Origin of the sequence: Bradyrhizobium sp. B039 (assembly GCF_038965675.1) — a bacterium.
Taxonomy (GTDB): domain Bacteria; phylum Pseudomonadota; class Alphaproteobacteria; order Rhizobiales; family Xanthobacteraceae; genus Bradyrhizobium; species Bradyrhizobium diazoefficiens.
Window position 1 is genome coordinate 5710502 of sequence record NZ_CP152416.1, and the last position, 25629, is coordinate 5736130.

Genomic DNA, 25629 nt, shown 5'->3' on the forward strand with positions numbered 1-25629 from the left:
CATGCCCACGATCGACCGCATCGACGGCTATGCCGACGAACTCACCGCTATCAGGCGCGACCTCCACGCCCATCCCGAGATCGGCTTCGAGGAAGTGCGCACTTCCGGCATCGTTGCGGACAAGCTGAAGGGCTGGGGCATCGAGGTGCATCGCGGCCTCGGCGGCACCGGCGTGATCGGCGTCATCAAGGGCAAGGGGTCGAGCGGCAAGCGCATCGGCCTGCGCGCCGACATGGACGCGCTGCCGATGGAAGAGAACACCAATCTGAAATGGAGCTCGAAAATCCCCGGCCGCTTCCACGGCTGCGGCCATGACGGCCACACCACCATGCTGCTCGGCACCGCGCGCTATCTCGCCGAGACCAGGAACTTCGACGGCACCGTGCACCTGATCTTCCAGCCGGCCGAGGAAGGCCTCGGCGGCGCCCGCGCGATGATCAAGGACGGGCTGTTCGAGAAGTTTCCGTGCGACGAGCTCTACGGCCTGCACAACGCGCCCGACCTCAACCACGGCGAGATCGCGATCCTGCCCGGTCCGGCGATGGCCAGCGCCGACTTCTTCGACCTCCGCATCACCGGCTATGGCGCGCATGGCGCAATGCCCGAACGCTCCAAGGACGCGGTGATCATCGCGACCACGCTGGCGCAGGCGATCCAGACCATCGTCAGCCGCAACGTCGAGCCGCTGCAGGCTGCGGTGGTGTCGATCACCCAGATCCATGCGGGCTCCGCCTACAACGTCATCCCCGGCGACGCGCATCTTTGCGGCACCATCCGCACCTTCTCGAAAGAAGTCCGCACCCTGGTCAGCGAACGCATCCGCACCATCTGCGCCGGCATCGCGGCCGCGTATCAGTGCGCGATCGACGTCGACATCCGCGACACCTTCAACGTGCTGGTCAACCAGGTCGAGCAGTCCAAGGTGGTCGAGGAGGTGGCGCGCACCGTCGTCGACCCCGCCAAGGTGATCACCCGCACCCAGCCGAAGATGGGCAGCGAGGATTTTGCCGACATGCTGGAGACCATTCCCGGCGCCTATTTCTGGGTCGGCCATGACGGCTCGGTGCCGGTGCACAATCCCGGTTTTGTGCTCGACGACAAGATCCTGCCGATCGGCGCCAGCATGTTCGCCCGCATCATCGAAACGCGCATGCCGGTCGTTTAGCAATGCACAAAAAGAGCGTCGAAGAGGCGGTCACCTCGCTGCACGATCTGTCCGCGGTCGATCTGATCGCGGGCTATCGCGCCAAGCAATTCTCGCCGAGCGAGGTGCTGGAGGACGTGCTCACGCACGTCGCGGCGTGGGAGCCGCACCTTAGGGCACTCTATGCGTTCGACCCCGACGGCGCGCGCGAGGCCGCAAAGGCCTCGACCGCGCGCTGGACCGGCGGCGAGCCGTCCGGCCCGCTCGACGGCGTGCCTGTCACGGTAAAGGACAACATCGCGACCAAGGGCGTGCCGGTGCCGCTGGGGGCGGCCAGCGTCAAGCTCGTGCCGGCCGAGAAGGACGCCCCGCCCGCCGCGCGGCTGCGCGAGGCCGGCGCGATCATCTTCGCCAAGACCACCATGCCCGATTACGGCATGCTGTCCTCCGGGCTCTCCAGCTTCCACGCGCTCGCGCGCAACCCCTGGGACCTCAGCAAGAACCCCGGCGGCTCCAGCGCCGGTGCAGGCGCCGCCGCGGCGGCCGGCTACGGCCCCCTGCATCTCGGCACCGATATCGGCGGCTCGGTGCGCCTGCCCGCGGGCTGGTGCGGCCTCGTCGGATTGAAGCCGAGCTTCGGCCGCGTACCGATCGACCCCACCTATGTCGGACGCGTCGCCGGCCCCATGACCCGCACGGTTGACGATTGCGCGCTGATGATGAGCGCGATCGCAAAGCCCGACCGGCGCGACGGCATGAGCCTGCCCGCCGAACCCCTCAACTGGAAAGGGCCGGAGAAGTCTCCGCGCAAATTGCGGATCGGCCTGATGCTCGATGCCGGCGTCGGGCTGCCGGCAGAACGGCCGGTCCGTGACGTTGCCGTGAAAGCCGCAAAGGCGTTCGAATCCGCAGGCAGCGTCGTCACCGAGGTCGACGGCATTTTGACCCGCGAGATGCTCGACGGCCTCGACAATTTCTGGCGCGCGCGGATGTGGGACGATCTGTCCAAGCTGACGCCGGCCGAGCAGGCAAAGGTGCTGCCCTACATCTTCAAATGGGGCGCATCCGGCGCAAAGCTCTCGGGTGTGGATGTCATCCGCGGCTTCAACCAGACCATGGCGATCCGCGCCGTGGCGTCAAAGCTGTTCTGCGAGCTCGACTACGTGATCTCGCCGACCGCACCGAACGTGAACTATCCGGCCGACTGGGCGTCGCCGACCAACGATCCCATGAGGCCGTTCGAGCACATCGCCTATACCGTGCCGTGGAATATGTCGGAGAACCCTGCGGTCTCCCTCAACGGCGGTTTCGACGCCAACGGCTTTCCCATCGGCGTGCAGATCGTCGGCCGCCGCTTCGACGACATCGGCGTGCTCGGCATGGCCAAGGCCTTCGAGGGCTTGCGCGGCCCGCAGCGGCCCTGGCCGAAGCCGCCGGCACGCTGAATATCCTCCGTCATTGTGGGGCGTCGCGAAGCGACGAGCCCGGAATCCATAACCACCATCGTGAGTATGGATTCCGGGCTCGCGCCAAGAGGCGCGCCCCGGAATGACGTGCTACAGAGAGAATAAGAAACAAAGGAAGGAAATAACCCATGGCGTATGAGACGATCAAATACGAGGTCGCCGAGCAGATCCTCACCATCACGCTGAACCGGCCCGACAAGCTCAACGCCTTCAACGCGCAGATGCAAGCAGAGCTGATCGACGCGTTCGATGCCGCCGACAAGGACGACAACGTCCGCGCCATCATCGTCACCGGCTCCGGCCGTGGTTTTTGCGCAGGCGCGGACCTCTCTTCCGGGGCCGACACGTTTGATCGCGACGCGCGGCGCGGTCCCGTCAAGCGCCTCGCCGACGGCAAGGTCGATTACAGCGATCCGCAGGTGCGCGACGGCGGCGGCCAGGTGACCTTGCGTATTTTCAAATGCCTCAAGCCCGTGATTGCCGCGGTGAACGGCCCTGCCGTCGGCATCGGCGTCACCATGCAGCTCGCGATGGACATCCGCATTGCCTCCGACGCCGCCCGCTTCGGCTTCGTGTTCTCCCAGCGCGGCATCGTGCCCGAGGCCGCCTCGAGCTGGTTCCTGCCGCGCATCGTCGGCATCTCGCAGGCGCTGGAATGGTGCTATTCGGGCCGCGTCTTCCCGGCGCAGGAAGCGCTTGCGGGGCGTCTCGTCAGCAAGGTGGTGCCGCCGGATGATCTCTTGCCGACCGCCCGCGCGCTCGCCAAGGAATTCGCGGCGAAAACCGCGCCGGTGTCGGTGGCGCTGATCCGGCAGATGATGTGGCGCATGATGGGTGCGGACGATCCGATGGAAGCCCACAAGGTCGACAGCCGCGGCATCTACGCCCGCGGCCGCTCGGACGACGTCAAGGAGGGCGTGGTGTCGTTCCTGGAGAAGCGTCCGGCGCAGTTCAAGAACAAGGTGTCCAGCGACATGCCGGATTATTTCCCGTGGTGGACGGAGCGGGAGTACAAGTGACGCGAAGCGTCATCCCGGGGCGATGCGAAGCATCGAACTATGGTGCGCAATTGCGCACCTGAGGATCTCGAGATTCCGGGTTCGCCCTTCGGGCGCCCCGGAATGACGGTGATAGAGATCACTCCATCACCAGCGCCACGCGACCGATCGCCTTGCGGTCGATCAGCAACCGCATCGCCTTCGCGTAATCCCCAAGCGGCAGGCGGTGCGAGACGTTGGGGCGCAGCTTGCCTTCCTCCGCCCACTGAAGCAGCGCCTTCAGGCGCACCTCGCCCAGCGCCGGATTTTTCCGCACGGCCTCTCCGGCGCGCACGCCGAGTACACTGGCGCCCTTGATCAGCAGCAGATTGGTCTTGGCCGAGCCGATGCCACCCGTAAAACCGATCACCAGCAGCCGCGCGCCCCAGGCGATGCAGCGCATCGAATTCTCGAACACCTCGCCGCCGACGGGATCGAACACCACATCGGCGCCGCGGCCGTCGGTGATGCGCTTGACCGCATCGCGAAACGGCTCGCGGTCGTAACGCACGAGATGATCGGCGCCGCGCGATTTCGCAATGGCAAGCTTCTCGTCGCTGGAGGCGGTCGCGATCACGGTCGCGCCCAGCATCTTGCCGATCTCGACGGCGGCAAGGCCTACGCCGCCACCGGCGCCATGCACGAGCAGCACTTCGCCGGGCTCGACGCGGCCGCGGTCGATCAGCGCGTGATAGGCAGTGCCGTGGCCGGCGAGATAGGTCGCAGCCTCCGCGTAATCGAAGGTGGACGGCATCGGCGTGAGCTGCGACGGCGCGACGACCGCTTCATCGGTGAAAGCACCGTGGCGCATCTTCACGATCACCTTGTCGCCGACGGCAACGCCCCTCGCCTCCGCGCCCACTTCGGTCACGTCGCCGGCGGCCTCCATGCCGGGCGTAAACGGCAGCTCCGGCTTGAGCTGATATTCGCCGGCCGCCATCAGCACGTCAGGAAAATTCAGCCCGGCGGCGCGGATCGCGACGCGCACTTCGCCCGGCTTCAGGGCACGCGAGGGAAACTCTTCCAGCAGCAAGCTTTCGGGCGCGCCGAACTCGCGGCAGACGACAGCGCGCACCATCAGGCCGCGCTCGCCCTGCGGCGCTTGAGCGCCTCGCGGATCAGCGGCAGGCGGTCATTGCCGAAATACATGTCGGTCTTATCGACGAAGATCGTCGGCGAGCCGAAGCCGCCGCGCGCGACGACCTCTTCGGTGTTGGCCTTGAGCTGGTCCTTGATCCCCTGCTCCGAAATGCCTGCAAAGAATTTCTGCTCATCGATGCCAAACGTCCTGCAGATCTCGGCGAGCACCGTGTCCTGCGAGATGTCCTTGTCGCCGCTCCAATAGGTTTCGAACACGGCGGTCGCGAACGGCACCATATCCCGACCCAGCCAGATGCAGCCGCGCATCGCCTTGACGCTGTTCACCGGAAACACCGTCGGCGGCATCTTGATCGACAGGCCGGCCGAGCGCGCCCAATCCTGGAGATCCTTCTTCATGTAGCGCGCCTTCAGCGGCACCGGCTTCTCCCGCTGCGCGTAGACGCTCGGGTTGACCGTGTTGAAGATGCCGCCGACCAGGATCGGCCGCCAGGCGATGTCCACGCCGAGCTCCTTGGCCAGCGGCTGGATGTTGTGAAAGGCGAGATAGGTCCAGGGGCTGGAACAGTCGAAGAAGAATTCGATCATGGCGTTTCCTTTGCTCTTGTCATTCCGGGGCGCGCCCTCTTGGGCGCGAACCCGGAATCCATTCCACCAGTTTTATTGCGGCCCGATGGATTCTCAGGTGCGCAATTGCGCACCTTAGCTCGGCGCTTCGCGCCACCCCGGATGACGGGTGCAGCCTACTTCTTTCCCAACACTTCCTTCGCACGCTGGCCGAACATGATCTTGCGTGATTCCTCGTCGAACGGCTCTTTCACGAACTTGCCGATCGCGAGCCCCGCCTGCACCGGCGGCCTGGCACGGACCTCGGCGTACCATCGCTTCACGTTCGGATAGTCCTCTAACGTAAAGCCCTGCGCCTTGTGGGTCATGGTCCAGGGGAAGCAGGCGATGTCGGCGATGGAATAGTCGCCGGCGACATAGGCGCCGGTCTTGCCGAGCTGCCGGTCCAGCACGCCGTAGAGCCGCGCCGCCTCGTCGCGGTAGCGCTCGATCGCGTAAGGGATCTTCTCGGCCGCATAGAGCGCGAAATGGCCGTGCTGGCCGAGCATGGGCCCGAGCCCCGCCATCTGCCACATCACCCACTGGATGGTGGTGGAGCGGCCGCGCAAATCTCCGGCCAGGAAACGGCCGGTCTTCTCTGCCAGATAGATCAGGATCGCGCCGGTCTCGAAGGCCGAGAACGGTGCGCCGCCATCGGCGGGTTCGTGATCGACGATCGCGGGAATACGGTTGTTCGGACTGATCGCGAGAAACTCGGGGTTGAACTGCTCGCCCGCGCGGATGTTGACGGGCTTCACGCAATAGGGGAGCCCGAGTTCCTCCAGCATGATCGAGATTTTCCAGCCGTTCGGCGTCGGCGCATAATAGAGTTCGATCATCGCCTTCCCTGTCGTCGCCGCTGGAATAGAGAGCGACTTTTGTCGTTCTGTACCTCGACGTTAAGACATGGCAGGAAGAGGCGCAACATAACCTGCCGGGAGAGCCGCCATGCTGTTTCCAACCACGATCGCCGGCTCCTTGCCGAAGCCCGAATGGCTCGCCGAGCCCAACATGCTCTGGGCGCCCTGGAAGTCGCAAGGCGATGAGCTGCTCCGCGCCAAGCGGGACGCGACACTGATCTGGCTGAAGATCCAGGAGGACGCCGGCATCGACATCGTCACCGAGGGTGAGCAGGCCCGCCAGCATTTCGTGCACGGTTTCCTGGAGAAGATCGACGGCATCGATTTCGCCCACAAGGTCGAGATGGGCATCCGCAAGGACCGCTACAAGGCGATGGTGCCGCAGGTGGTCGCGCCGCTCCGGCTCAAGGGCCGCGTCCATGCCTTTGAGGCGCGCGTGGCGCGCACGCACACGAAGAAGAAGCTGAAATTCACCCTGCCCGGCCCGATGACCATCATCGATACGATTGCCGATCGCTACTATGGCGACCGCGTCAAGATGGCCTTTGCGTTCGCCGAGCTGCTCAACGAGGAAGCCAAGGCACTCCAGGCCGACGGCGTCGATCTCGTACAGTTCGACGAGCCTGCCTTCAACGTCTACATGGACGAGGTCAACGACTGGGGCATCAAGGCGCTGGAGCGCGCCGCGCAGGGGCTGACCTGCGCCACCGCCGTGCACATCTGCTACGGCTACGGCATCAAGGCCAACACCGACTGGAAGGAGACGCTCGGCGCACAGTGGCGGCAGTACGAGCAGATCTTCCCCGCGATCGACGCGAGCCCGATCCAGCAGGTCGCGATCGAGTGCCGCAATTCCAAGGTGCCGCTCGACCTGCTGGCGCTGCTCAAGACCAAGATCGTGCAGGCCGGCGTGATCGACGTCGCCAGCGACACGGTGGAGACCGCCGAGGACGTCGTGAAGGTGATCGACGCGGTGTCGAAATTCGTGCCCAAGAGCAACATCATCGCCACCACCAATTGCGGCATGGCGCCGATGCGGCGCGAGATCGCCGAAGCCAAGCTGATGGCGCTCGGCGCAGGTGCCGCAATGGCGCGCGAGAAGCTGGGATGATGACGGTAAGCCGCTGCGCTAGCTGCGCGCTGTCGGATGCAACGCAGGCCGATAGCCGGCGACGATTGCGCGCAGCGTAGAAGGCGGCGTCAGCAGCTTTGCATCGGCGAGCTCGCGGTTAACTGCCGCATAGCCTGCCGGCGACCACAACAGCGCCCTGCCCCGCGCCACCAGAAAACTCTCTTCGCCCTGCTGCACCATCGCGCCGTCGGGCAATTCTGCCAGCGGCATCGGCAGCGCGTGCAGCCGCTTCCTGCCGCGATCAAGGCGCTCGCGATGCAGCGCGGCGTCGATCGCCTTCGCGCTGACGTCGCTTGCAGCATTCCCCGCTTCCCACGCTCTGCGAAAGCGCCTGGCATCGTCGCGGCGACAGAAGAAACACGGCCGATGGCCCGCGGCAAACGAGGTGGCTTCGTCGAGGAAGAACAGCTCGGTCCAGCTCCGGCGCGCCATCACCGGGCGCCGCCAGCCGCGGAATTCGCAGAGGCAAGTAATCCAGGCCGGCGACGACCAGCGCTTCTTCAGAAGCGTCTTCGTCGCGGGATCGTGGATGATGCCGCGATTGCCGGTGAACATTCCGCGATGCGGGGTGGCGATGATCTCGCCGGTCGGCGTGACGCGATTTTGCAGGGGCATGGGTGCACGCCCGTTAAACTGACGTCATTCCGGGGCGGTCCGCAGGACCGAACCCGGAATCTCGAGATTCCCTGGTGCGCAATTGCGCACCATAGTTCGATGCCTTGCATCGCCCCGGAATGACTCCGTCCCTCACGCCGCCCCGTCGCGGAGCGGCGGGTGATAGGACAGCGCGGTGTCCCAGGGGAAGAAGATCCAGGTGTCCTGCGACACCTCCGTGATGTAGGTGTCGACCAGCGGGCGCCCCTTCGGCTTGGCGTAGACCGTGGCGAAATGCGCATCGGGCAGCATCTCGCGCACCAGCTTGCCTGTCTTGCCGGTGTCGACGAGGTCGTCGACGATCAGGAGCCCCTTGCCGGTGCCGCCTCCGAGTTTCATCGCAGCTTCCGAGATGCCCTTGAGGACCTGAAGCTCGCCCTGCTTGTTGTGGTCGTAGCTGGCGATGCAGACCGTGTCGATCACGCGCACGCCGAGCTCGCGGGCCACGATCGCGGCCGGCACCAGGCCGCCGCGGGTAATCGCGATCACCGCGTGGAACGGACCGACCTCGTTGAGCCGCCAGGTCAGCGCCCGGCAGTCCCGGTGAAACTGGTCCCATGAGACCGGAAAGGCCTTGCCTGCCCGCTCCTGCGCGCTCAGTTCCGGTGCTTCACCGCCCATCATCCTCTCCTGCAAATCGTCGTCCGGCGGCCTTTCTGCTACCGGGTGATGTTCAATCCTGCCAGCATTTCCTTCACCGCGGCCATGGCTGCGGCGAGCTTATCCGCATCCCGCGAACGCACCACCAGATTGGTGTTCGGCTTCGAGTCCTCGTCCATGAAGGGATAGCTGCCGATGATGGTGTCGGGATGAGCGGCGGCGATCGCCCGCAGCGGGCTGCCGATGTCACCTTCCCGCGCATTGGCGCGGACCGATTCGGAGAGCATGCGCACGCCCGATTTCAGCTTGGGCGAGACGATGTCCATCATCGCCTGCATGATCGAGGGCACGCCCGCCATCACGATGACATTGCCAATCTTGAAGCCGGGCGCGAGGATGGTCGCGCTCTGGATCAGCTCGGCACCGTCGGGGATGCGGGCCATGCGCAGGCGGGCCTCGTTGAGATCCTGCTCGCTCCAGCGCTCGCGGAAACGGGCGACCACCTCCGGGTGATGGTCGATGCCGACGCCGAACGCCTTGGCGACGCTGTCGGCGGTGATGTCGTCATGGGTCGGCCCGATCCCGCCGGTGGTGAAGACATAGGTGTAGCGATGCCGCAGTGCATTCAATGCGGCGATGATGTCGTCCTCGTCGTCGGAGACGACCCGGACTTCCTTCAGGTCGATGCCGATATTGGTCAGGTATTCGGCAATGAAGCCGATATTCTTGTCCTTGGTCCGGCCGGACAGGATTTCGTCCCCAATGACCAGAATGCCCGCCGTGACGATCTCGCTCATGCCTTAAGTCCCTCACCTGTAGCGCCGACTTTGCCGAGGTAACGCGTTGAAGTCACGCGGTTTTGCTGCCGAAATAAGCAGTCCTCAGCCATTTTTTCAGGCAAGCCGCCGGCCATCCCCGGTAAATGCTGCCAGTCCATGCTTATCGCGCTGGCCCGCCCCTTGCTACCACCTGAAAGTCATGCACTCTTGCCGCATGGCCAGGACGTTGCGGTCTTCACCAAGGCCTGACGACCTGTCCAATGGCGCAACGCCTTGCGGGGACAAGTCGGGATCTATGGCAGTCGCGTTTGATGAAATGAACATTCCCGGCGGGGACCTTCGCCCCGCCTATCAGGAGCTGGCTCGCTGGCTCAAGGAGACGCCTCCCGAGGCGCTCGAATATCGCCGCCAGGAAGCTGAGCTCCTGTTCCGCCGGATCGGCATCACCTTCGCCGTCTACGGCGAATCCGAGTCGACCGAGCGCCTCATCCCCTTCGACGTGATCCCGCGGATCATGTCGGGCAAGGAATGGGCGCTGCTGGAGAAGGGCCTGAAGCAGCGCGTCCGCGCGCTCAACATGTTCCTGCGCGACATCTATCACGGCCGCGACATCCTCCGCGCCGAGGTCGTGCCCGACGATCTGATCTTCCAGAACCCGGTCTTCCGCCCCGAGATGAACGGCCAGCAGGTGCCGCACGACGTCTACGTGCACATCGCCGGCATCGACATCGTCCGGGTCGACGCCGAAGACTTCATCGTGCTGGAGGACAATGCGCGCACGCCCTCGGGCGTGTCCTACATGCTGGAAAACCGCGAGATCATGATGCGGCTGTTTCCGGATCTGTTCGCCCGCCACCGGGTGGCGCCGGTCGAGCGCTATCCGGACGAACTGCTCGCGGCCTTGCGTTCGGTCGCGCCGCAAGGCGCTTCGGGCGAGCCGACGGTCGCCCTGCTCACGCCGGGCGTCTACAACTCCGCCTATTACGAGCACTCGTTCCTTGCCGACAAGCTTGGCATCGAGCTGGTCGAGGGCCGCGACCTCATCATCAAGAACAACGAAGTGTTCATGCGGACGACCGAGGGGCTGAAACGGGTCGACGTGATTTATCGCCGCGTCGACGATGACTTCATCGACCCCCTCACCTTCCGCCCCGATTCCGTGCTCGGCGTGCCCGGGCTGATGTCGGCCTACGCGGCCGGCAACATCACCCTCGCCAATGCGGTCGGTACCGGCATCGCCGACGACAAGGCGATCTACTCCTACATGCCTGACATCGTGAAGTTCTATCTCGGCGAGGAGCCGATCCTGAAGAATGTGCCGACCTGGCGCTGCCGCGAGCCGAAGGACCTCGCCTATGTGCTGGACAATCTGAGCGAGCTCGTCGTCAAGGAAGTGCACGGCTCCGGCGGCTACGGCATGCTGATCGGCCCCGCCGCAACGAAAGCGACCATCGAAGCGTTCCGCGAGAAGCTCAAGCGCGAGCCGGAAGGCTTCATCGCGCAGCCGACGCTGGCGCTCTCGACCTGCCCGACTTGTACGGCCACCGGCCTTGCTCCGCGCCATGTCGACTTGCGGCCGTTCGTGCTGACCGGCAGCAAGAGCACTACGATCGTGCCGGGCGGACTCACACGCGTCGCGCTGAAGGAAGGCTCCCTGGTGGTGAATTCGAGCCAGGGCGGCGGCACCAAAGACACCTGGATTTTGGACGAGTAGTCAGATGCTGTCGCGTACCGCCGAAAACCTCTACTGGCTCGCCCGCTACGTCGAACGGGCCGAGTATCTCGCGCGCACCATCGATGCGACGCTGCGCGTCACCGCGCTTCCCGCTGCCTATATCGGCAAGACCAACGAATGGGACTCGGCGCTGCTGACCGCCGGCGTCGCCGCAAGCTTCTATCAGACCTATGAGGAAGCCAACGAGCACAACGTCGTCGAATACCTCTCGTTCTCGCCGAACAATCCGTCCTCGATCAGGAACTGCATCGAGGCGGCGCGGCTGAACTCGCGCTCGGTGCGCACCGCGCTCACCAGCGAGATGTGGGACACCATCAACTCGGCCTGGATCGAATTGCAGGAGGTCTGGAGCAAGGGCACCTCGACGCGCGAGGACCTCGCAAAATTCCTGCGCTTCGTACAGGAGACTTCGCTGCGCTTCGACGGTTCGGCCTACCGGACCATGCTGCGCAACGACGCCTACTGGTTCTCGCGGATGGGCGTGCATCTGGAACGCGCCGACAACACCGCGCGCATTCTCGACGTGAAGTACCACGTGCTGTTGCCCGAGGAAGAGCATGTCGGCGGCCCGCTCGACTTCTATCAGTGGAGCTCGATCCTGCGCTCGGTCTCGGCGCTGACCGCCTATCACTGGGTCTATCGCGAGACGCTGAAGCCCTGGTTGATTGCGGACCTGCTCATCCTCAACGACACGCTGCCGCGTTCGCTGGCCAGCTGCTACGGCAATCTCGTGCGCAATCTCGACCAGATCGGCGTCGCCTATGGCCGCCAGGGCCCCGCCCAGCGCCACGCCCGCGGCATCCGCAACCGGCTCGAACACAGCAATATGAACGACATTTTCCAGCATGGCGTGCATGAATTCATTCAGGAATTCATCGCGGACAATTCCAGGCTGGGCGAAATCATCACGAAGCAGTATTTGATCTGATACACGCCGTCATTCCGGGATGGTCCGAAGGACCAGACCCGGAATCTCGAGATTCTCAGGTGCGCAATTGCGCACCATAGTTCGGTGCTGTGCACCGCCCCGGATTGACGCCAGAACAACGGTCCACCATGCGCCTGCGAATCCAGCACACCACGACCTATCGCTACGAGCCGCCGGCGACCAGCGTGATCCAGATCCTGCGCATGACGCCGTGCAGCCATGACGGGCAGTATGTGGCGGAATGGCAGATCGACGTCTCGACCGACACCAAGCTCGACACCCATGAGGACGCCTTCGGCAACGTCACCCATGTTCTGTCCTGCGGGCCCGTCGGCGATATCAAGATCACGGCCGAGGGCCTGATCGAAACCCACGACACCGGCGGCGTGCTGCGCGGCGCCGACGAGCGCTTTCCGGCCGGCATGTTCCTGCGCACCACCGACCTCACCTCCGTCAATCCGGCCATGGCCGCAGTCGCGCGCCAGTTGTGCAGCGAGGCCGAGAGCGACACGCTCGGGTTCCTGCACACGCTGATGAGCGAGATCGGCGACCACATGACGTTCGACGAGGATCCGACCAACAGCGGCACGTCGGCGGCGGAAGCCTTCACGCTCAAGCGCGGGGTCTGCCAGGACTACGCGCATATCTTCATCGCCTGCGCCCGCACCGGCGGGGTGCCGGCGCGCTTCGTCTCCGGCCACTTTTTGCGCTCGGACGGCACGGTGCACCAGGATGCCGGCCATGCCTGGGCGGAGGCCTATGTCCCCGATCTCGGCTGGGTCGGCTTCGATCCCGCCAACAGCATCTGCGCCACCGACGCCCATGTCCGCGTCGCGATCGGGCTCGACTATCTCGGCGCAGCCCCCGTGCGCGGCACCCGCTATGGCGGCGGCGCAGAGACGCTGTCGGTGGCCGTCAAGGTCGAGCAGGCCGGCCGCGGCGGGCAATCGCAGTCGCAGCGGCAGAGCTAAATCCGGCGAGATCGCGTCGCGAGACATCTGCGGCGTAATCAAGCCGCTACGTTACAGCTGTAATCCACGACTGCCGCGCTGAAACCGCCCCGTAGCACCATCTATTCAACGTCTGTCGCGATCCGTTTCCGCAACAGAGGTTGAACAGATGCAGCTTCACGAAAAAAACAAAAGCCATTCGGCGCCCCTGCGCGATCCCCACCAAGACATGCTGGTGGGCATCCGGGAGCTCGCTCCCGAGATCAAGGCACGTGCCGCCGAGATAGAAGCTGCACGCCGCATCCCGCCCGACCTGGTGGAGCGGCTGAGGTCGATCGGTCTCTTTCGGATGTTCGTGCCGCACAGCCATGGCGGGCTGGAGCTGGAGTTTCCGGCGGGACTGGAGGTCATCAAGACATTGGCCCGTCTCGACGGCTCGATCGGCTGGATCGCGGCTGTCGCCGGGGTCAGCAGCCTCTTCGTCGCCGCGTCGCCCCCGGAATTGTACAAGCGCGTCTATCAGGACGGACCTGATACGGCGATCTGCGGCTCATCCCAGCCGGGTGGAACGGCAGAGCGCGTGGCCGACGGCTACCGCGTCAAGGGCCGCTGGCCGTTCGCCAGCGGTTGCATGCATGCGGACTGGATCGGTGGAATCTGCATTGTCACCGAAAATGGCAAACCGGTCCCCGGCCCGCAGGGCAAGCCACTGCTTCGCGCCGTTATGCTGCCGGCTCGCGACTGGGAGATCGAGGACACCTGGCACGTGGCGGGGCTCGAGGGCACCGGCAGCCATCACGTCACGCTGCGGAAGACACTGGTTCCCGAGGCCAATTTCTTCGATCTCGATGCTGCCCCGCGCCAGTCGGGTCCGCTCTATCGAGCATTGCGGCAATTGCTGCCATTGGTGCACGGCGCATTTGTGGTAGGCATGGCCGAGAGCACCGTCGATGAACTGCTCGCGCTGGCCAATACCGGGAGGCAGCAATTGTATGCGGCTGTCCCGATGCGGGAGTCCGAGATATTCCAGTACGAACTCGGCCGGATCTCCGCCGAGCTCGGGGCCGCGCAGGCGTTTCACGAGGTCCAGGCTGCCAGTCACTGGCGTCACGCGCTGGCCGGAACGTTGAATGACGAAGACCTTGTCGTCGAAGGGACCCGATCGGCGACCTGGCTCGCCACGACCTGCGTCGGCATCGCCGACGCCTGCTTTAGCCTGGCCGGAAGCAGTGCGGTCTACGACAGCTCGCCGCTGCAGCGGCGCCTGCGTGACCTTCACGTCGCAGCACAGCACGCCCACGCGCAGCAGCGGCAATATGTCGATGTCGGCAAGCTGGCCTTGCGCCGCTCGACTGAACTTGCCGGCTGACCACGTGGGGCGTGCTACACTCGCAGGGTCAGATCAGACCCTGCGAGGACCCCCATGGCGACCGTAAAGCTGCTTTCGGACGATGAGCTCTCCAGCGAGGCGCGCGCCGTTTTCGACGACATCCGCAAGGTGCGGCAGTCGGATTTCGTCAACAATTTTTGGCGCGCGCTGGCGCATGATCCGAAGACGCTGCGGCGGACCTGGGAGAGCATCAAGGAGGTGATGGCGCCGGGGGCGCTCGATCCCAAGGTCAAGGAAATGCTCTATGTCGCGGTTTCGGTGGCGCATGGCTGCAGCTATTGCATCCATTCGCACACCGCCGGCGCACGAGCCAAAGGCATGACCGAGGCCGAATATGGCGAGCTGCTCGCTATCGTCGGCATGGCTGCGGAGACGAACCGGCTGGTCACGGCGCTCGGCGTTCCCGTCGACGAGGCGTTTCTCGTCGGCGCCGCCGACTGAGGTCAGCCGTCGCGCCCGGGAATGACGACCTCATCCCGGGAATTGGGGTTGGAGCGGCCCCCGAAATTGGCTAGTAATTCCGCGCAAACGCGTTCGGGGACTGGAAATGACCTATTGTTGCGGAATCCTGGTTCGGGACGGTTTGGTGATGATCGCCGATACCCGCACCAATGCCGGCCTCGACAACGTCTCGACCTTCCGCAAGCTGCACATCTTCTCCAAGCCCGGCGACCGCATCATGGCGATCGCCAGCGCCGGCAACCTCGCCATCAGCCAGTCGGTGCTGTCCACGCTGACCGAAGGCCTCGAGGACCCCAATACGGGCGAGATCGAGACGCTGATGAACGCGCCGACCATGTTCCAGGCCGCCCAGCGCATCGGCCGGGCGATCCGGGCGGTGCATGCGACCGAAGGGCCCGCGCTGAAATCCGAGGACGTCTCGTTCGACGTCTCCTTCCTGTTCGGCGGCCAGATCAAGGGCGCGCGCATGCGGCTGTTCATGGTCTACACCGCCGGCAACTTCATCGAGTGCACCACCGACACGCCCTACTTGCAGATCGGCGAGCACAAATACGGCAAGCCGGTGCTCGACCGTGCCATGCATTACGACGTCGAGCTCTACGAGGCGCTGAAGACCGGCCTGATCTCGATGGACTCGACCATGCGCTCCAACCTCGGCGTCGGCCTGCCGATCGACGTGCTGGTGGTGCGCGCCGACGCCTGCGATGCCGATCTCAACCACCGCATCGAGGCGGGCGAGCCCTATTTCCACGATCTGCGCTCGCGCTGGTCGGCAGCCTTGCGCGCCGCGCACCAGAACATTCCGCGCCCGCCCTACAAGAACGAAAAAGAACCCAAAACCTGACAGCTTAGAGAAAAGGCAGGAAACGATGAGTGAAGCAAAAAAGATCGCAGTGGTGACGGGCGCCGGCACCGGTGTCGGCCGCGCGGCCGCGCTGGCGCTGATGAACACCGGCTTCACCGTGGTGCTCGTGGGGCGCCGCATGGAGATGCTCGAGGAAACGGCGAAGCTCGGTCCCGCGGGAAAAAGCCTCTGCGTCACCGCCGACATGACCAAGCCGGACCAGATCGCCGCGCTGTTTGACAAGGTGAAGGCGACCTATGGCCGCCTCGACGTGCTCTTCAACAATGCCGGCATGGGCGCGCCAGCGGTGAACTTCGAGGATCTCAGCCTCGAGCAGTGGCAGGCGGTGGTGAACACCAACCTCACCGGCCCGTTCCTGTGCACCCAGCACGCCTTCCGCATCATGAAGGACCAGAGCCCGCGCGGCGGCCGCATCATCAACAACGGCTCGATCTCGGCGCATGCGCCGCGGCCGTTCTCGGCGGCCTACACCTCGACCAAGCACGCCATCACGGGCCTCACCAAGGCGAGCAATCTCGACGGGCGCATGTACGACATCGCAGTCGGCCAGGTCGACATCGGCAATGCGGCGACCCCGATGACCGATCGCATGGTCAACGGCCCCGGCGTGCTCCAGCCCGACGGCACCACCAAGCACGAGCCGCGCATGGACGCGAAAGCGGTCGGCGATGCCGTCGCCTACATGGCCGGCCTGCCGCTGGACGCCAACGTGCTGACCATGACGGTCATGGCGACCAAGATGCCGTTCGTTGGACGGGGCTGAACTAAAAAACGCGAAAACAACCCCATGCACAGTAGGCGTCAAGAGGCGCCTACTGCCGCTCGGCCGCCGGGGTGACGCGACACAAGTCCACGAGCTATCTCAACAATCGTCATTGCGCGCGCAGCGGCTCTCTCTTCCCCCTCTCCCCGTTCTTACGGGGAGAGGGTTGGGGTGAGGGGCTGCTTCCGCAATCACGGTGAGAGTTGGACTCGCGGAGAGTCCCCCTCACCCGGAATCCGCGCTACGCGCGAATTCCGGCCTCTCCCCGCAAGCGGGGAGAGGCGAAGAAGGGCCCTACTCCAGGCTCTCCACCCGCCGCAGGGTCGGAAACAGCTTCATCCAGAGCAGCGCCACCGCAATGGTGCAGACGCCGCCGAACACTGCCGCCGGCATGGCGCCGAGCAGCGCGGCTGCCACTCCACTCTCGAACTGACCGAGCTGGTTGGAGGCGTTGATGAAGAGGAAATTCACCGCGCCGACGCGGCCGCGCATCTCGTCGGGCGTTGAGAGCTGCACCAGCGAGAAGCGGATTACGACGCTGATCGTGTCGGCGGCGCCGAGGATCGCGAGCGACAGCACCGACAGCCACATCCATGACGACAGCGCGAACACGATGGTCGCGATGCCGAACACGATCACGGCCTGGAACATGCGCAGGCCCACATGCCGCGAGATGGCGTGGCGCGCCAGCACCATGGTCATCAGCAGTGCGCCGACTGCCGGCGCGGCGCGCAACACGCCGAGCCCGACCGGGCCGGTCTGGAGGATGTCGCGGGCATAGATCGGCAACAGCGCGGTGACGCCGCCGAACAGCACCGCGAACAGGTCGAGCGAGATGGTGCCGAGGATCGCCGGATTGCTCCGGATGAAGCGAACACCGGCGAAGATGTTGTCGGCGTCCGTGCCCTCCTTGGCGACCGCCTGCGGGCGCGGCCGGATGAAACCGGTCAGGATCATCCCGAGAATCCAGAACAGCAGCATCACGGCATAGGCAAGATGCGGCGCGACCGCGTAGGCAAAACCGCCGAGCGCGGGACCCGTGATGGTCGCGACCTGCCCCGCACCGCTCGCGACGGCCGTTGCCCGCTGGAGCGAGCCCTGCGGCGCGATCAGCGGCAGCAGCGCCGCGGTGGTCGGGCTTTCGAAGGCGCCGGCAATGCCGAGCACGAAGGTCGCGATGAAGATCTGCACTTCGCTGACTGCGCCGAGATAGGTGATGATTGCGAGATAGAGCGCGGTCGCGGCCTCCACGAGCTGGCAGAGCTGAACCACGCGCTTGCGCTCGAAGCGGTCGGCGGCGTGGCCGGCGACGAACACGAGCAGCGCGGTGGGCAGGAACTGCACGAGGCCGACCATGCCGAGGTCGAAGGCCGAGCCGGTGAGGTCGTAGATCTGCCAGCCGATCGCGACCGCCGCGATCTGGCTGGAAAAGCGCGACAGGCTGCGCGAGAGCAGGAAGAACAGGAAGGCGCGGTGGGAGAGGAGCACGCCGGCGCTGACCGGCGGATTTTCGGATATTGGCTGCTCTGGCATCGCCTTTTGGGTCACCCTCCGACCGCTCGCCCCCTTGACGTCGACATGCCCCCGCGTGACTGAGGCGGGCCGGCTTGTCAACAGCCGGGCGTTTCCCGCATGTCCCGGCATTGCGTTTGCAACGCACGCGCGGCCATAATCACAGAGGGTTTGGGGACATCATGCTGCGGCTGCAATCGGCACTCGGCATTTTCGCATTGCTGCTGATCGCGTGGGCGTTGGCAGAGAATCGCCGCGCGGTCTCGCTGCGCCAGGCGGCGATCGGCCTTGTCATGACCTTCGTCACCGCGGCCGTGCTCCTGAAGCTGCCGGCCGTCGCCCATGCCTTCGGCGCCATCAACGACGCGGTCGGCGCGATCTCGGCGGCCTCGCGCGCCGGCTCCTCCTTCGTGTTCGGCTATGTCGGCGGCGGTCCCCTGCCCTTCGACCTGAAGGTACCGGGCGCCGACTTCATCCTGGCGTTCCAGGCGCTGCCGATCGTGCTCGTCATGAGCGTGCTGACGACGCTGCTGTTCTATTGGCGGGTTCTGCCGCCGATCGTGCGCGGCATGGCCTGGCTGCTCGAACGCACGCTCGGCGTCGGCGGCGCGGTGGGCTTGTCGACCGCGGCCAACATCTTCCTCGGCATGGTCGAGGCGCCGCTGTTCGTGCGGCCGTATCTGGCACAGATGACACGCAGCGAATTGTTCCTGGTGATGACCGGCGGCATGGCCGGCATCGCCGGCACGGTGCTGGTGCTCTATGCGACGCTCCTTGCTCCGCTCATCCCCGACGCCGCCGCGCATTTCGTCATCGCCTCGGTGCTGGGCGCGCCGGCCGCGATCCTTGTCAGCCTGATCATGGTGCCGGAGACGTCGGACAAGCGCACCGGCGGCGCGCTGGAGGATCCCGAGATGGCGGTCTCCGGCACGATGGATGCGATCGTGAAGGGCACCGGCGCGGGGATTGAGCTGCTGATCAATATCATTGCGATGCTGCTGGTGCTGGTGGCGCTGGTCTACCTCGTCAACGCCATCCTCGGCCTGCTGCCGCACATCGGCGGCGCGGCGATCTCGTTGCAGCGCATGCTGGGGCTTGTGATGGCGCCGGTGTGCTGGCTGATGGGATTGCCCTGGGATCAGGCGGTGACGGCCGGCAGCCTGATGGGCACGAAAACCGTGCTCAACGAACTGATCGCCTATGTCGACCTGTCGAAGCTCGCGCCGGAGGCACTGGACGCACGCTCGCGCCTGATCATGCTCTACGCGATGTGCGGCTTCGCCAACTTCGCCAGCCTCGGCATCATGATCGGCGGCTTGGGGGTGATGGCCCCGGAGCGCCGCGAGGAGATCAACGCGCTCGGGCTGAAGTCGATCGTGTCGGGGACGCTGACGACGTGCTTGATGGGAGCGGTGGTGGGGGTGTTGGCGTAAGTCTCTCCACCGTCATTCCGGGGCGCGACGAAGTCGCGAGCCCGGAATCCATTTTACCGCGCGTATTGCCGCCCGATGGATTCCGGGTTCGCCGCTATGCGGCGCCCCGGAATGACGAGCGGAGAGACCGGAGCCCAAGAGAGAGCGCCTCACGCCTTCAGCTCCACCGTCTTGAACTCCGCCGGCAAAATCACCTCCAGCAGTTCCACGTCGTCCGAGTAATCCAGGATCATGTGCTTGATCCTCGGCGGCTGGGTCCAGGCGCTGCCTTCCTTCATCAGCGTCTCGCCCTCGCCCTCCATGTAGGTCTTCACCCAGCCCTTGAGCACGTAGACCATCTGGAATTCGACGTCGTGGAAGTGAAGCTTCGAGACTTCTGCGGGATTGCAGGGGCCCTGCAGCCGGATCACGTGCGCTTGCGCGAGGCCGTGGCTTGCTTCGGCGATACCGAGGTCGCGGTACTTCGCGTAGGCGCGCAGGCCATCGGCCTTGAAGTCTTCCTCGCGGTGATGACTGATCGCGATGCGCTGCTTCGGACGTACGGGCTTCTTCGGAGAGGCTGTGCGCGCCTTCGCCTTGACCGCCTTGCGTGCCGAGGATCGCGCCGCGGCCTTGGTGCCGCTCCGCTTCTTCACCGCGGTCTTGCTTGCGGGTCTTGATGCCTTTTGCTTGGCCATTGTCTGCCTCCCTGATCTCAGCCGCGCCCGCCGGATGGGTGCAACCGGACGGCAGATTAGCCAGTCCTGGACGAGGCAGCAATTGCAGGGCTTGGATCAGCAGCGCGATAATGGGATCGTTCGTAGCTTGTCCGAAGCTGTCGTCGCGAACGGCCGTCGTCTCGTATTCGTTCCCTCGCCGATTTAATCTCGCTGGGAGATTCTGGGGGATTGATTCATGAGCAACAGCGTAGGTCAGCGTGCATTTCAAAATGCCCGGCTTCAGAAGCGGCAGAAAGCCGATGTGCTGCCGTTGCTCGGGCAGGCCCTCCAGTTGCACAAGCAAGGGCTTCTCGCCCAGGCCCAGGCTGCCTACCGCCAGGTTCTGCAGCTGGCGCCCGACCAATTCATCGCGCTGCATATGCTCGGCAGCTTGGAGTCAGATACCAAAAACTATCAGCAGGCCGAAATTCTGCTGAGCCGGGCGGTTGCCGTGGATCCGCGATCTGCCGATGCTCACATGAGCCGAGGCGTCGCGCTGAACGGGCTACGACGTCACGGTGAGGCCTGTGAGAGCTATCGAAGGGCCCTCGCCTTGCGCCCCAACTTCGCCGTAGCCCTGTCCAATCTCGGTAACGCGAGCGTGACCCTCGATCTTCAGGAAGCGCTCGCGTGCTTCGACAAGGCGCTCGCAATCGACGGAAACCTTGCCGAAGCCCACAACGGCCGGGGTTGGGTGCTCTGCCGTCTGCGCAATTATGACGAGGCCATCGCCAGCTTGAACCGTGCGCTAGCGATCAAGCCCGCCTATGCCTCGGCGCTGGCGAACCGCGCCCTCGCTTTGCAGGAGCTTCTGCGGATTGACGAAGCCATGGCGGATTGCAATCGGGCAATCGCCGTGGAGCCCAACGATATGAACGGGTGGCTCGGGCGCGCCAGTGTCTGGCTCCAGGTCCAGCACATGGCCGAAGCGCTGCACGATAGCGAGAAAGCGATCGCTGTCGATCCCGATGCTGTTCAAGCTCACCTGGTACGGGGCATTTGTCTTGCCGCACTTGGGCGGGTCGACGAAGCCCTGGCCAGTTACGACAGAGCCCTTGAAATCGAGCCTGACTTCCCGAGCGCGATCTCCAACAAGATTTTCACGCTCGATTTCGCGGCGGATGCCAGCGTCGAGCAGCATCAGCGAGCGCGGCAAGTCTGGTGGGAGCGGATCGGCGCGAAGTTCGCCTCAGAAGCGGCGAGACCGCACGACAACAGCCGCGATCCGGATCGCCCCCTGGTGCTCGGCTATGTCTCGTCGGATTTCAACGCGCATTCGGCCGCGTTCATATTCAAGCCGGTCCTGCAATACCGTGACCGGGCACAATTCGAGATCGTGTGCTACTCTTGTTCGTCGAAAGTGGATGCGGCGACCGACGAATTTCAAAAGATCGCCGATCGCTGGCGCGACGCCTCGCAATGGAGCGACGATCGCCTCGCCGCCGAGATCCGCGCCGATGGCGTCGATATCCTGATCGATCTATCCGGCCACACCAAAGGAAACCGCCTCGGCGTGTTTGCGCGCAAGCCGGCGCCGATCCAGGCCCATGGCTGGGGTCACGGCACCGGCACCGGGCTGCCGACGATCGATTATCTGTTCTCCGACCCGGTCGCGATTCCTGCCGCGGTCCGGCATCTGTTTGCGGAAACCGTTGTCGACCTGCCGTGCTTTGTGACGCTGGAGCCGCTGCCGATCGAGCTTGCGCGGGCCTCAACGCCGGCGATCTCGAACGGCTTCGTCACATTCGGTGTCTTCAACCGCATCAGCAAGATTTCGGACCAGGCCGCGCAGGCCTGGTCCCGGATTCTCGAGCGGGTGCCGGGGTCACGACTGCTGATCAAGGATGTTGCGCTGGACGATCAACTGGTCCGCGACAATCTGCTGGCGAGGCTTGCAACTTGCGGAGTGCCGGCCGAACGCGTCGATCTGCTCGGAACCACCTTGCGAGTCGATCATCTGGCATCGTTCAATCGCGTCGATATTGCCCTCGACCCGTTCCCGCAGAATGGCGGCGTCAGCACGTTGGAAGCCTTGCAGATGGGCGTGCCCGTGGTGGCGAAGCTCGGGAACAGTCTGCCCAGCCGTGCCGCCGGCTCCATCCTCACCGCGCTTGGCCTGCCGGACTGGGTTACGGACAGCGAGGAGGCATATGTCGACATCGCGGTGAGCCGCGCGACTGAGATCGACGACCTCGACAAATTGCGCCGCGAGTTGCCCGGACAGGTCAGGGCTGCGCCCGCCTGCAACCCGGTCGCCTACGCGCAAGCGGCGGACGAGGCCTATCGCGCGATGTGGAAGCGCTATTGCAGCAGCGACGCCTGATCGCTGCGTCAATGCAGCCTGAACACGCCGTCCACCGCACGTAGCTCGGCCGGCTTGATCAGCTTGGAATGCGCGACGGTGACCGAATAGAGGGGACCGTCGAGCTTTTGCTGCCAGAACGCCAGGAAATCGGTCAGCGCCGGGAATTTCGGGAAGAGATCGTAGTTCTGCCAGACATAGGTCTGAAGCAGCGAAGGATGATCCGGCATCCGATAGAGAATTTCAGCCGTCGTCAGCCCGTAACCCAGCACCTGTTTCCGGAAGTCGTCGGAAACAACCCCAACCCGCGAGACCATGCCAACCTCCTTTGCAGGAGCGCATTCAGGGGGTGGCTTGATCCGGTACGCTGCTTACGAGCCACCCGGTGGAGATGCGCTCACATGAGAGAAATGTGACGCAAACTGACAACCCATCTCAAGCCCAAAAGTTTAACAAGCTGTTGAAATTCAATGCGTTAGCAGCAGAGACGGCTCCGTGCTAATACGGTCCGGCGGACGGTTAACGATGGGAAAGAGATTCTGGCAGCCGGGCCTTCCGAGTGCTTATTTTTCTGCTAGAAGCCCTTGCCCCCGCAAAATTCCTGTCCTATTTCAGCCTCACCCGTGCTAGCACTCGCGGGCACAGACTGCTAACAATCTGAAATCATCAACCCGAGCAATTGCTTAGGAGGACTGCATGAAATTCCGTCCGCTTCACGACCGCGTCGTGGTCAAGCGCATCGACGCAGAAGAGAAGACCGCTGGCGGCATCATCATTCCCGACACTGCCAAGGAAAAGCCCTCCCAGGGCGAAGTCGTCGCCGTCGGCCCCGGTGGCCGCGACGAAGCCGGCAAGCTGATCCCGATCGACCTGAAGGTCGGCGACCGCGTGCTGTTCGGCAAGTGGTCCGGCACCGAGGTCAAGATCGACAGCGTCGATCTCTTGATCATGAAGGAAAGCGACATCATGGGCGTCCTCGACGTCCCCGCTTCCAAGAAGAAGGCGGCCTAAGAGCCCCCTCTCGCCCCCAGCCAACCTCAAGGAAAAATCCAGATGGCAGCTAAAGAAGTCAAATTCTCGGTTGATGCGCGCGACAAGATGCTGCGCGGCGTCGACATTCTCGCCAACGCGGTGAAGGTCACGCTCGGTCCGAAGGGCCGCAACGTCGTGCTCGACAAGTCGTTCGGCGCTCCCCGCATCACCAAGGACGGCGTCACCGTCGCCAAGGAGATCGAGCTCGAGGACAAGTTCGAGAACATGGGCGCGCAGATGGTGCGCGAAGTCGCCTCCAAGTCCGCTGATGCGGCCGGCGACGGCACCACCACCGCGACCGTGCTCGCCCAGGCGATCGTGCGCGAAGGCGCCAAGTCGGTTGCCGCCGGCATGAACCCGATGGACCTCAAGCGCGGTATCGACCTCGCGGTCGAAGCCGTCGTTGCGGACCTCGTCAAAAACTCCAAGAAGGTCACCTCGAACGACGAGATCGCCCAGGTCGGCACCATCTCGGCCAACGGCGACGCGGAGATCGGCAAGTTCCTGGCCGACGCCATGAAGAAGGTCGGCAACGAGGGTGTCATCACCGTCGAGGAAGCCAAGTCGCTCGAGACCGAGCTCGACGTCGTCGAGGGTATGCAGTTCGACCGCGGCTACATCTCGCCCTACTTCGTCACCAACGCCGACAAGATGCGCGTTGAGATGGACGACGCCTACATCCTCATCAACGAGAAGAAGCTCTCCTCGCTGAACGAGCTGCTGCCGCTGCTCGAGGCCGTGGTGCAGACCGGCAAGCCGCTGGTCATCGTCGCCGAGGACGTCGAGGGTGAAGCCCTCGCGACCCTGGTCGTGAACCGTCTGCGCGGTGGTCTGAAGGTCGCGGCCGTCAAGGCTCCGGGCTTCGGCGATCGCCGCAAGGCCATGCTGCAGGACATCGCGATCCTGACCGGCGGCCAGGCGATCTCGGAAGATCTCGGCATCAAGCTCGAGAACGTCACGCTCAACATGCTCGGTCGCGCCAAGAAGGTGATGATCGACAAGGAGAACACCACGATCGTCAACGGCGCCGGCAAGAAGGCCGACATCGAGGCGCGCGTGTCCCAGATCAAGGCGCAGATCGAGGAAACCACCTCGGATTACGACCGTGAGAAGCTCCAGGAGCGTCTCGCCAAGCTCGCTGGCGGCGTCGCGGTGATCCGCGTCGGCGGCGCGACCGAGGTCGAGGTGAAGGAGCGCAAGGATCGCGTTGATGACGCGATGCACGCGACCCGCGCGGCTGTGGAAGAAGGCATCGTCCCGGGCGGCGGCGTCGCTCTGCTCCGTGCTTCCGAGCAGCTCAAGGGCTTGCGCACCAAGAACGACGACCAGAAGACCGGCGTCGAGATCGTGCGCAAGGCGCTGTCGGCTCCCGCTCGCCAGATCGCGATCAACGCCGGTGAAGACGGCTCGGTGATCGTCGGCAAGATCCTGGAGAACAAGACGTACGCTTACGGCTTCGACTCCCAGACCGGCGAGTACGTCAACCTGGTCACCAAGGGCATCATCGACCCGACCAAGGTGGTCCGCACCGCGATCCAGAACGCAGCCTCGGTTGCGGCCCTGCTGATCACCACGGAAGCGATGGTCGCCGAGCTGCCCAAGAAGGGCGGCGCCGGCCCCGCGATGCCTCCGGGCGGCGGCATGGGCGGCATGGACTTCTAAGCGACGAAGTCGTCCCTGACGCGGTGCAGCGCAAAGCGGTGCACCACAGATCCGGGATCTCGCTCTACAAATACGAAGCCCCGGCAGCGATGCCGGGGTTTTTGTTTGTGGCGCAACTCTCCCCACCTCGTCATTCCGGGGCGCGCGAAGCGCGAGCCCGGAATCCATAACCACGAACCTGAGTTGGCTATCCCAGGATAGAGATCATCCCAATTCGGGTTCTGCTCCTCGATCAAGCGCGTCTTCCAATCCCGACGCCCACTTCTTGAGCTCCTTCTCGCGTGCGATGGCGCTCGCGGGGTCGTCGTAGATCTCGAACAAAACGAGCTTGTCGATGCCATACTTCGTCGTGACGCCGGGGACGGCTTTGCTCCTTGTGCTCGTAGACACGGCGCACGAGATCATTGGTCACGCCAATGTAGAGCGTGCCGTGCTCCTGCTCGCGAGGATGTAGACGTAGTAGGCCATTCCATCCGCCTGGGGTTATGGATTCCGGGCTCGGCGCTTTGCGCCGCCCCGGA

General features: G+C 64.5%; 24 protein-coding genes and 1 pseudogene. 15 read left to right on the forward strand and 10 right to left on the reverse strand.

The annotated features are described in order from the left end of the window. Position 1 precedes the first annotated feature (1 nt). From AAFG50_RS27065 to AAFG50_RS27075, 3 genes are all read left to right on the forward strand, one after another. Positions 2-1165 (forward strand): M20 aminoacylase family protein, encoded by a 1164-nt coding sequence (locus AAFG50_RS27065; RefSeq protein WP_011088348.1) that lies wholly within the window; start codon positions 2-4, stop codon positions 1163-1165. Positions 1166-1167: 2 nt separating this feature from the next. Beyond that, positions 1168-2589, forward strand: a complete 1422-nt coding sequence (locus AAFG50_RS27070; RefSeq protein ID WP_028175420.1) for an amidase — start codon at positions 1168-1170, stop codon at positions 2587-2589. Positions 2590-2738: 149 nt separating this feature from the next. Continuing rightward, on the forward strand, positions 2739-3629 hold the full coding sequence (locus AAFG50_RS27075; protein WP_011088350.1) for a crotonase/enoyl-CoA hydratase family protein: 891 nt from the start codon (positions 2739-2741) through the stop codon (positions 3627-3629). 118 nt (positions 3630-3747) lie between these two features. Here the strand turns inward: AAFG50_RS27075 and AAFG50_RS27080 are convergent, their stop codons facing one another. From AAFG50_RS27080 to AAFG50_RS27090, 3 genes are all read right to left on the reverse strand, one after another. After that, positions 3748-4725, reverse strand: a complete 978-nt coding sequence (locus AAFG50_RS27080) for an NADPH:quinone oxidoreductase family protein (protein ID WP_028175421.1) — start codon at positions 4723-4725, stop codon at positions 3748-3750. Then, positions 4725-5333: a 2-hydroxychromene-2-carboxylate isomerase gene (locus AAFG50_RS27085; RefSeq protein ID WP_028175422.1), complete on the reverse strand. Its 609-nt coding sequence runs from the start codon at positions 5331-5333 to the stop codon at positions 4725-4727. The genes AAFG50_RS27080 and AAFG50_RS27085 overlap by 1 nt, the downstream gene beginning before the upstream one ends. Before the next feature lie 155 nt (positions 5334-5488). Next, positions 5489-6190 carry a glutathione binding-like protein gene (locus AAFG50_RS27090; RefSeq protein WP_028175423.1) on the reverse strand — a complete coding sequence of 234 codons (702 nt, stop codon included), beginning with the start codon at positions 6188-6190 and terminating at the stop codon, positions 5489-5491. Between the two features lie 109 nt (positions 6191-6299). Here AAFG50_RS27090 and AAFG50_RS27095 point away from each other — a divergent pair, with 109 nt between their 5' ends. After that, a complete protein-coding gene (locus tag AAFG50_RS27095) occupies positions 6300-7322 on the forward strand; it encodes a methionine synthase (protein ID WP_011088354.1) in 1023 nt (340 codons plus the stop codon). A gap of 18 nt (positions 7323-7340) precedes the next feature. On the opposite strand, the gene AAFG50_RS27100 is transcribed toward AAFG50_RS27095, so the two are convergent. From AAFG50_RS27100 to AAFG50_RS27110, 3 genes are all read right to left on the reverse strand, one after another. Then, on the reverse strand, positions 7341-7958 hold the full coding sequence (locus AAFG50_RS27100; RefSeq protein ID WP_028175424.1) for a hypothetical protein: 618 nt from the start codon (positions 7956-7958) through the stop codon (positions 7341-7343). Positions 7959-8090: 132 nt separating this feature from the next. Beyond that, positions 8091-8618 carry a xanthine phosphoribosyltransferase gene (gpt, locus tag AAFG50_RS27105; RefSeq protein WP_028175425.1) on the reverse strand — a complete coding sequence of 176 codons (528 nt, stop codon included), beginning with the start codon at positions 8616-8618 and terminating at the stop codon, positions 8091-8093. A gap of 38 nt (positions 8619-8656) precedes the next feature. Continuing rightward, positions 8657-9394, reverse strand: coding sequence for a molybdopterin-binding protein (locus AAFG50_RS27110; RefSeq protein WP_011088357.1), 738 nt, complete (start codon positions 9392-9394; stop codon positions 8657-8659). Between the two features lie 277 nt (positions 9395-9671). Between AAFG50_RS27110 and AAFG50_RS27115 the strand changes: the two genes are divergently transcribed. The 7 genes from AAFG50_RS27115 to AAFG50_RS27145 all read left to right on the forward strand — a co-directional run bounded on the left by AAFG50_RS27115 (position 9672) and on the right by AAFG50_RS27145 (position 16469). Next, on the forward strand, positions 9672-11090 hold the full coding sequence (locus tag AAFG50_RS27115) for a circularly permuted type 2 ATP-grasp protein (RefSeq protein WP_028175426.1): 1419 nt from the start codon (positions 9672-9674) through the stop codon (positions 11088-11090). A 4-nt stretch (positions 11091-11094) separates the two neighbouring features. After that, the gene (locus AAFG50_RS27120; RefSeq protein WP_011088359.1) at positions 11095-12039 is read left to right on the forward strand and encodes an alpha-E domain-containing protein; all 945 of its coding nucleotides are present in this window, start codon (positions 11095-11097) and stop codon (positions 12037-12039) included. 128 nt (positions 12040-12167) lie between these two features. Next, complete coding sequence (locus tag AAFG50_RS27125; RefSeq protein ID WP_028175427.1) at positions 12168-13010, forward strand: transglutaminase family protein; 843 nt, start codon at positions 12168-12170, stop codon at positions 13008-13010. Between the two features lie 148 nt (positions 13011-13158). After that, entirely contained in the window at positions 13159-14358 is a 1200-nt protein-coding gene (locus AAFG50_RS27130; protein ID WP_028175428.1) for a flavin-dependent monooxygenase, read from the forward strand. A gap of 54 nt (positions 14359-14412) precedes the next feature. Then, positions 14413-14820: a carboxymuconolactone decarboxylase family protein gene (locus AAFG50_RS27135; protein WP_028175429.1), complete on the forward strand. Its 408-nt coding sequence runs from the start codon at positions 14413-14415 to the stop codon at positions 14818-14820. A gap of 106 nt (positions 14821-14926) precedes the next feature. Next, positions 14927-15685, forward strand: coding sequence for a proteasome-type protease (locus AAFG50_RS27140; RefSeq protein ID WP_011088363.1), 759 nt, complete (start codon positions 14927-14929; stop codon positions 15683-15685). Positions 15686-15710: 25 nt separating this feature from the next. Continuing rightward, positions 15711-16469, forward strand: coding sequence for an SDR family oxidoreductase (locus AAFG50_RS27145; protein WP_028175430.1), 759 nt, complete (start codon positions 15711-15713; stop codon positions 16467-16469). Positions 16470-16763: 294 nt separating this feature from the next. Here AAFG50_RS27145 and AAFG50_RS27150 read toward each other — a convergent pair whose 3' ends face one another. Continuing rightward, positions 16764-18002, reverse strand: coding sequence for an MFS transporter (locus AAFG50_RS27150; RefSeq protein ID WP_039185291.1), 1239 nt, complete (start codon positions 18000-18002; stop codon positions 16764-16766). A gap of 161 nt (positions 18003-18163) precedes the next feature. Between AAFG50_RS27150 and AAFG50_RS27155 the strand changes: the two genes are divergently transcribed. Then, complete coding sequence (locus AAFG50_RS27155; protein ID WP_028175432.1) at positions 18164-19414, forward strand: nucleoside transporter C-terminal domain-containing protein; 1251 nt, start codon at positions 18164-18166, stop codon at positions 19412-19414. Positions 19415-19563: 149 nt separating this feature from the next. Here AAFG50_RS27155 and AAFG50_RS27160 read toward each other — a convergent pair whose 3' ends face one another. Further along, positions 19564-20091, reverse strand: a complete 528-nt coding sequence (locus AAFG50_RS27160) for a cupin domain-containing protein (protein ID WP_028175433.1) — start codon at positions 20089-20091, stop codon at positions 19564-19566. Between the two features lie 217 nt (positions 20092-20308). Between AAFG50_RS27160 and AAFG50_RS27165 the strand changes: the two genes are divergently transcribed. Then, positions 20309-22435 (forward strand): tetratricopeptide repeat protein, encoded by a 2127-nt coding sequence (locus AAFG50_RS27165; protein ID WP_028175434.1) that lies wholly within the window; start codon positions 20309-20311, stop codon positions 22433-22435. An 8-nt stretch (positions 22436-22443) separates the two neighbouring features. Here AAFG50_RS27165 and AAFG50_RS27170 read toward each other — a convergent pair whose 3' ends face one another. Further along, on the reverse strand, positions 22444-22731 hold the full coding sequence (locus AAFG50_RS27170) for an usg protein (RefSeq protein ID WP_011088370.1): 288 nt from the start codon (positions 22729-22731) through the stop codon (positions 22444-22446). Positions 22732-23110: 379 nt separating this feature from the next. On the opposite strand from AAFG50_RS27170, the gene AAFG50_RS27175 reads away from it, so the two are divergent. Both AAFG50_RS27175 and groL read left to right on the forward strand, forming a co-directional pair. Continuing rightward, the gene (locus AAFG50_RS27175; protein ID WP_011088371.1) at positions 23111-23425 is read left to right on the forward strand and encodes a co-chaperone GroES; all 315 of its coding nucleotides are present in this window, start codon (positions 23111-23113) and stop codon (positions 23423-23425) included. A 42-nt stretch (positions 23426-23467) separates the two neighbouring features. After that, positions 23468-25108: a chaperonin GroEL gene (gene groL / locus AAFG50_RS27180; RefSeq protein WP_011088372.1), complete on the forward strand. Its 1641-nt coding sequence runs from the start codon at positions 23468-23470 to the stop codon at positions 25106-25108. Positions 25109-25290: 182 nt separating this feature from the next. On the opposite strand, the pseudogene AAFG50_RS27185 reads toward groL, so the two are convergent. Next, positions 25291-25576, reverse strand: a pseudogene (locus tag AAFG50_RS27185) (GIY-YIG nuclease family protein); the annotation flags it as partial. Positions 25577-25629 lie beyond the last annotated feature (53 nt).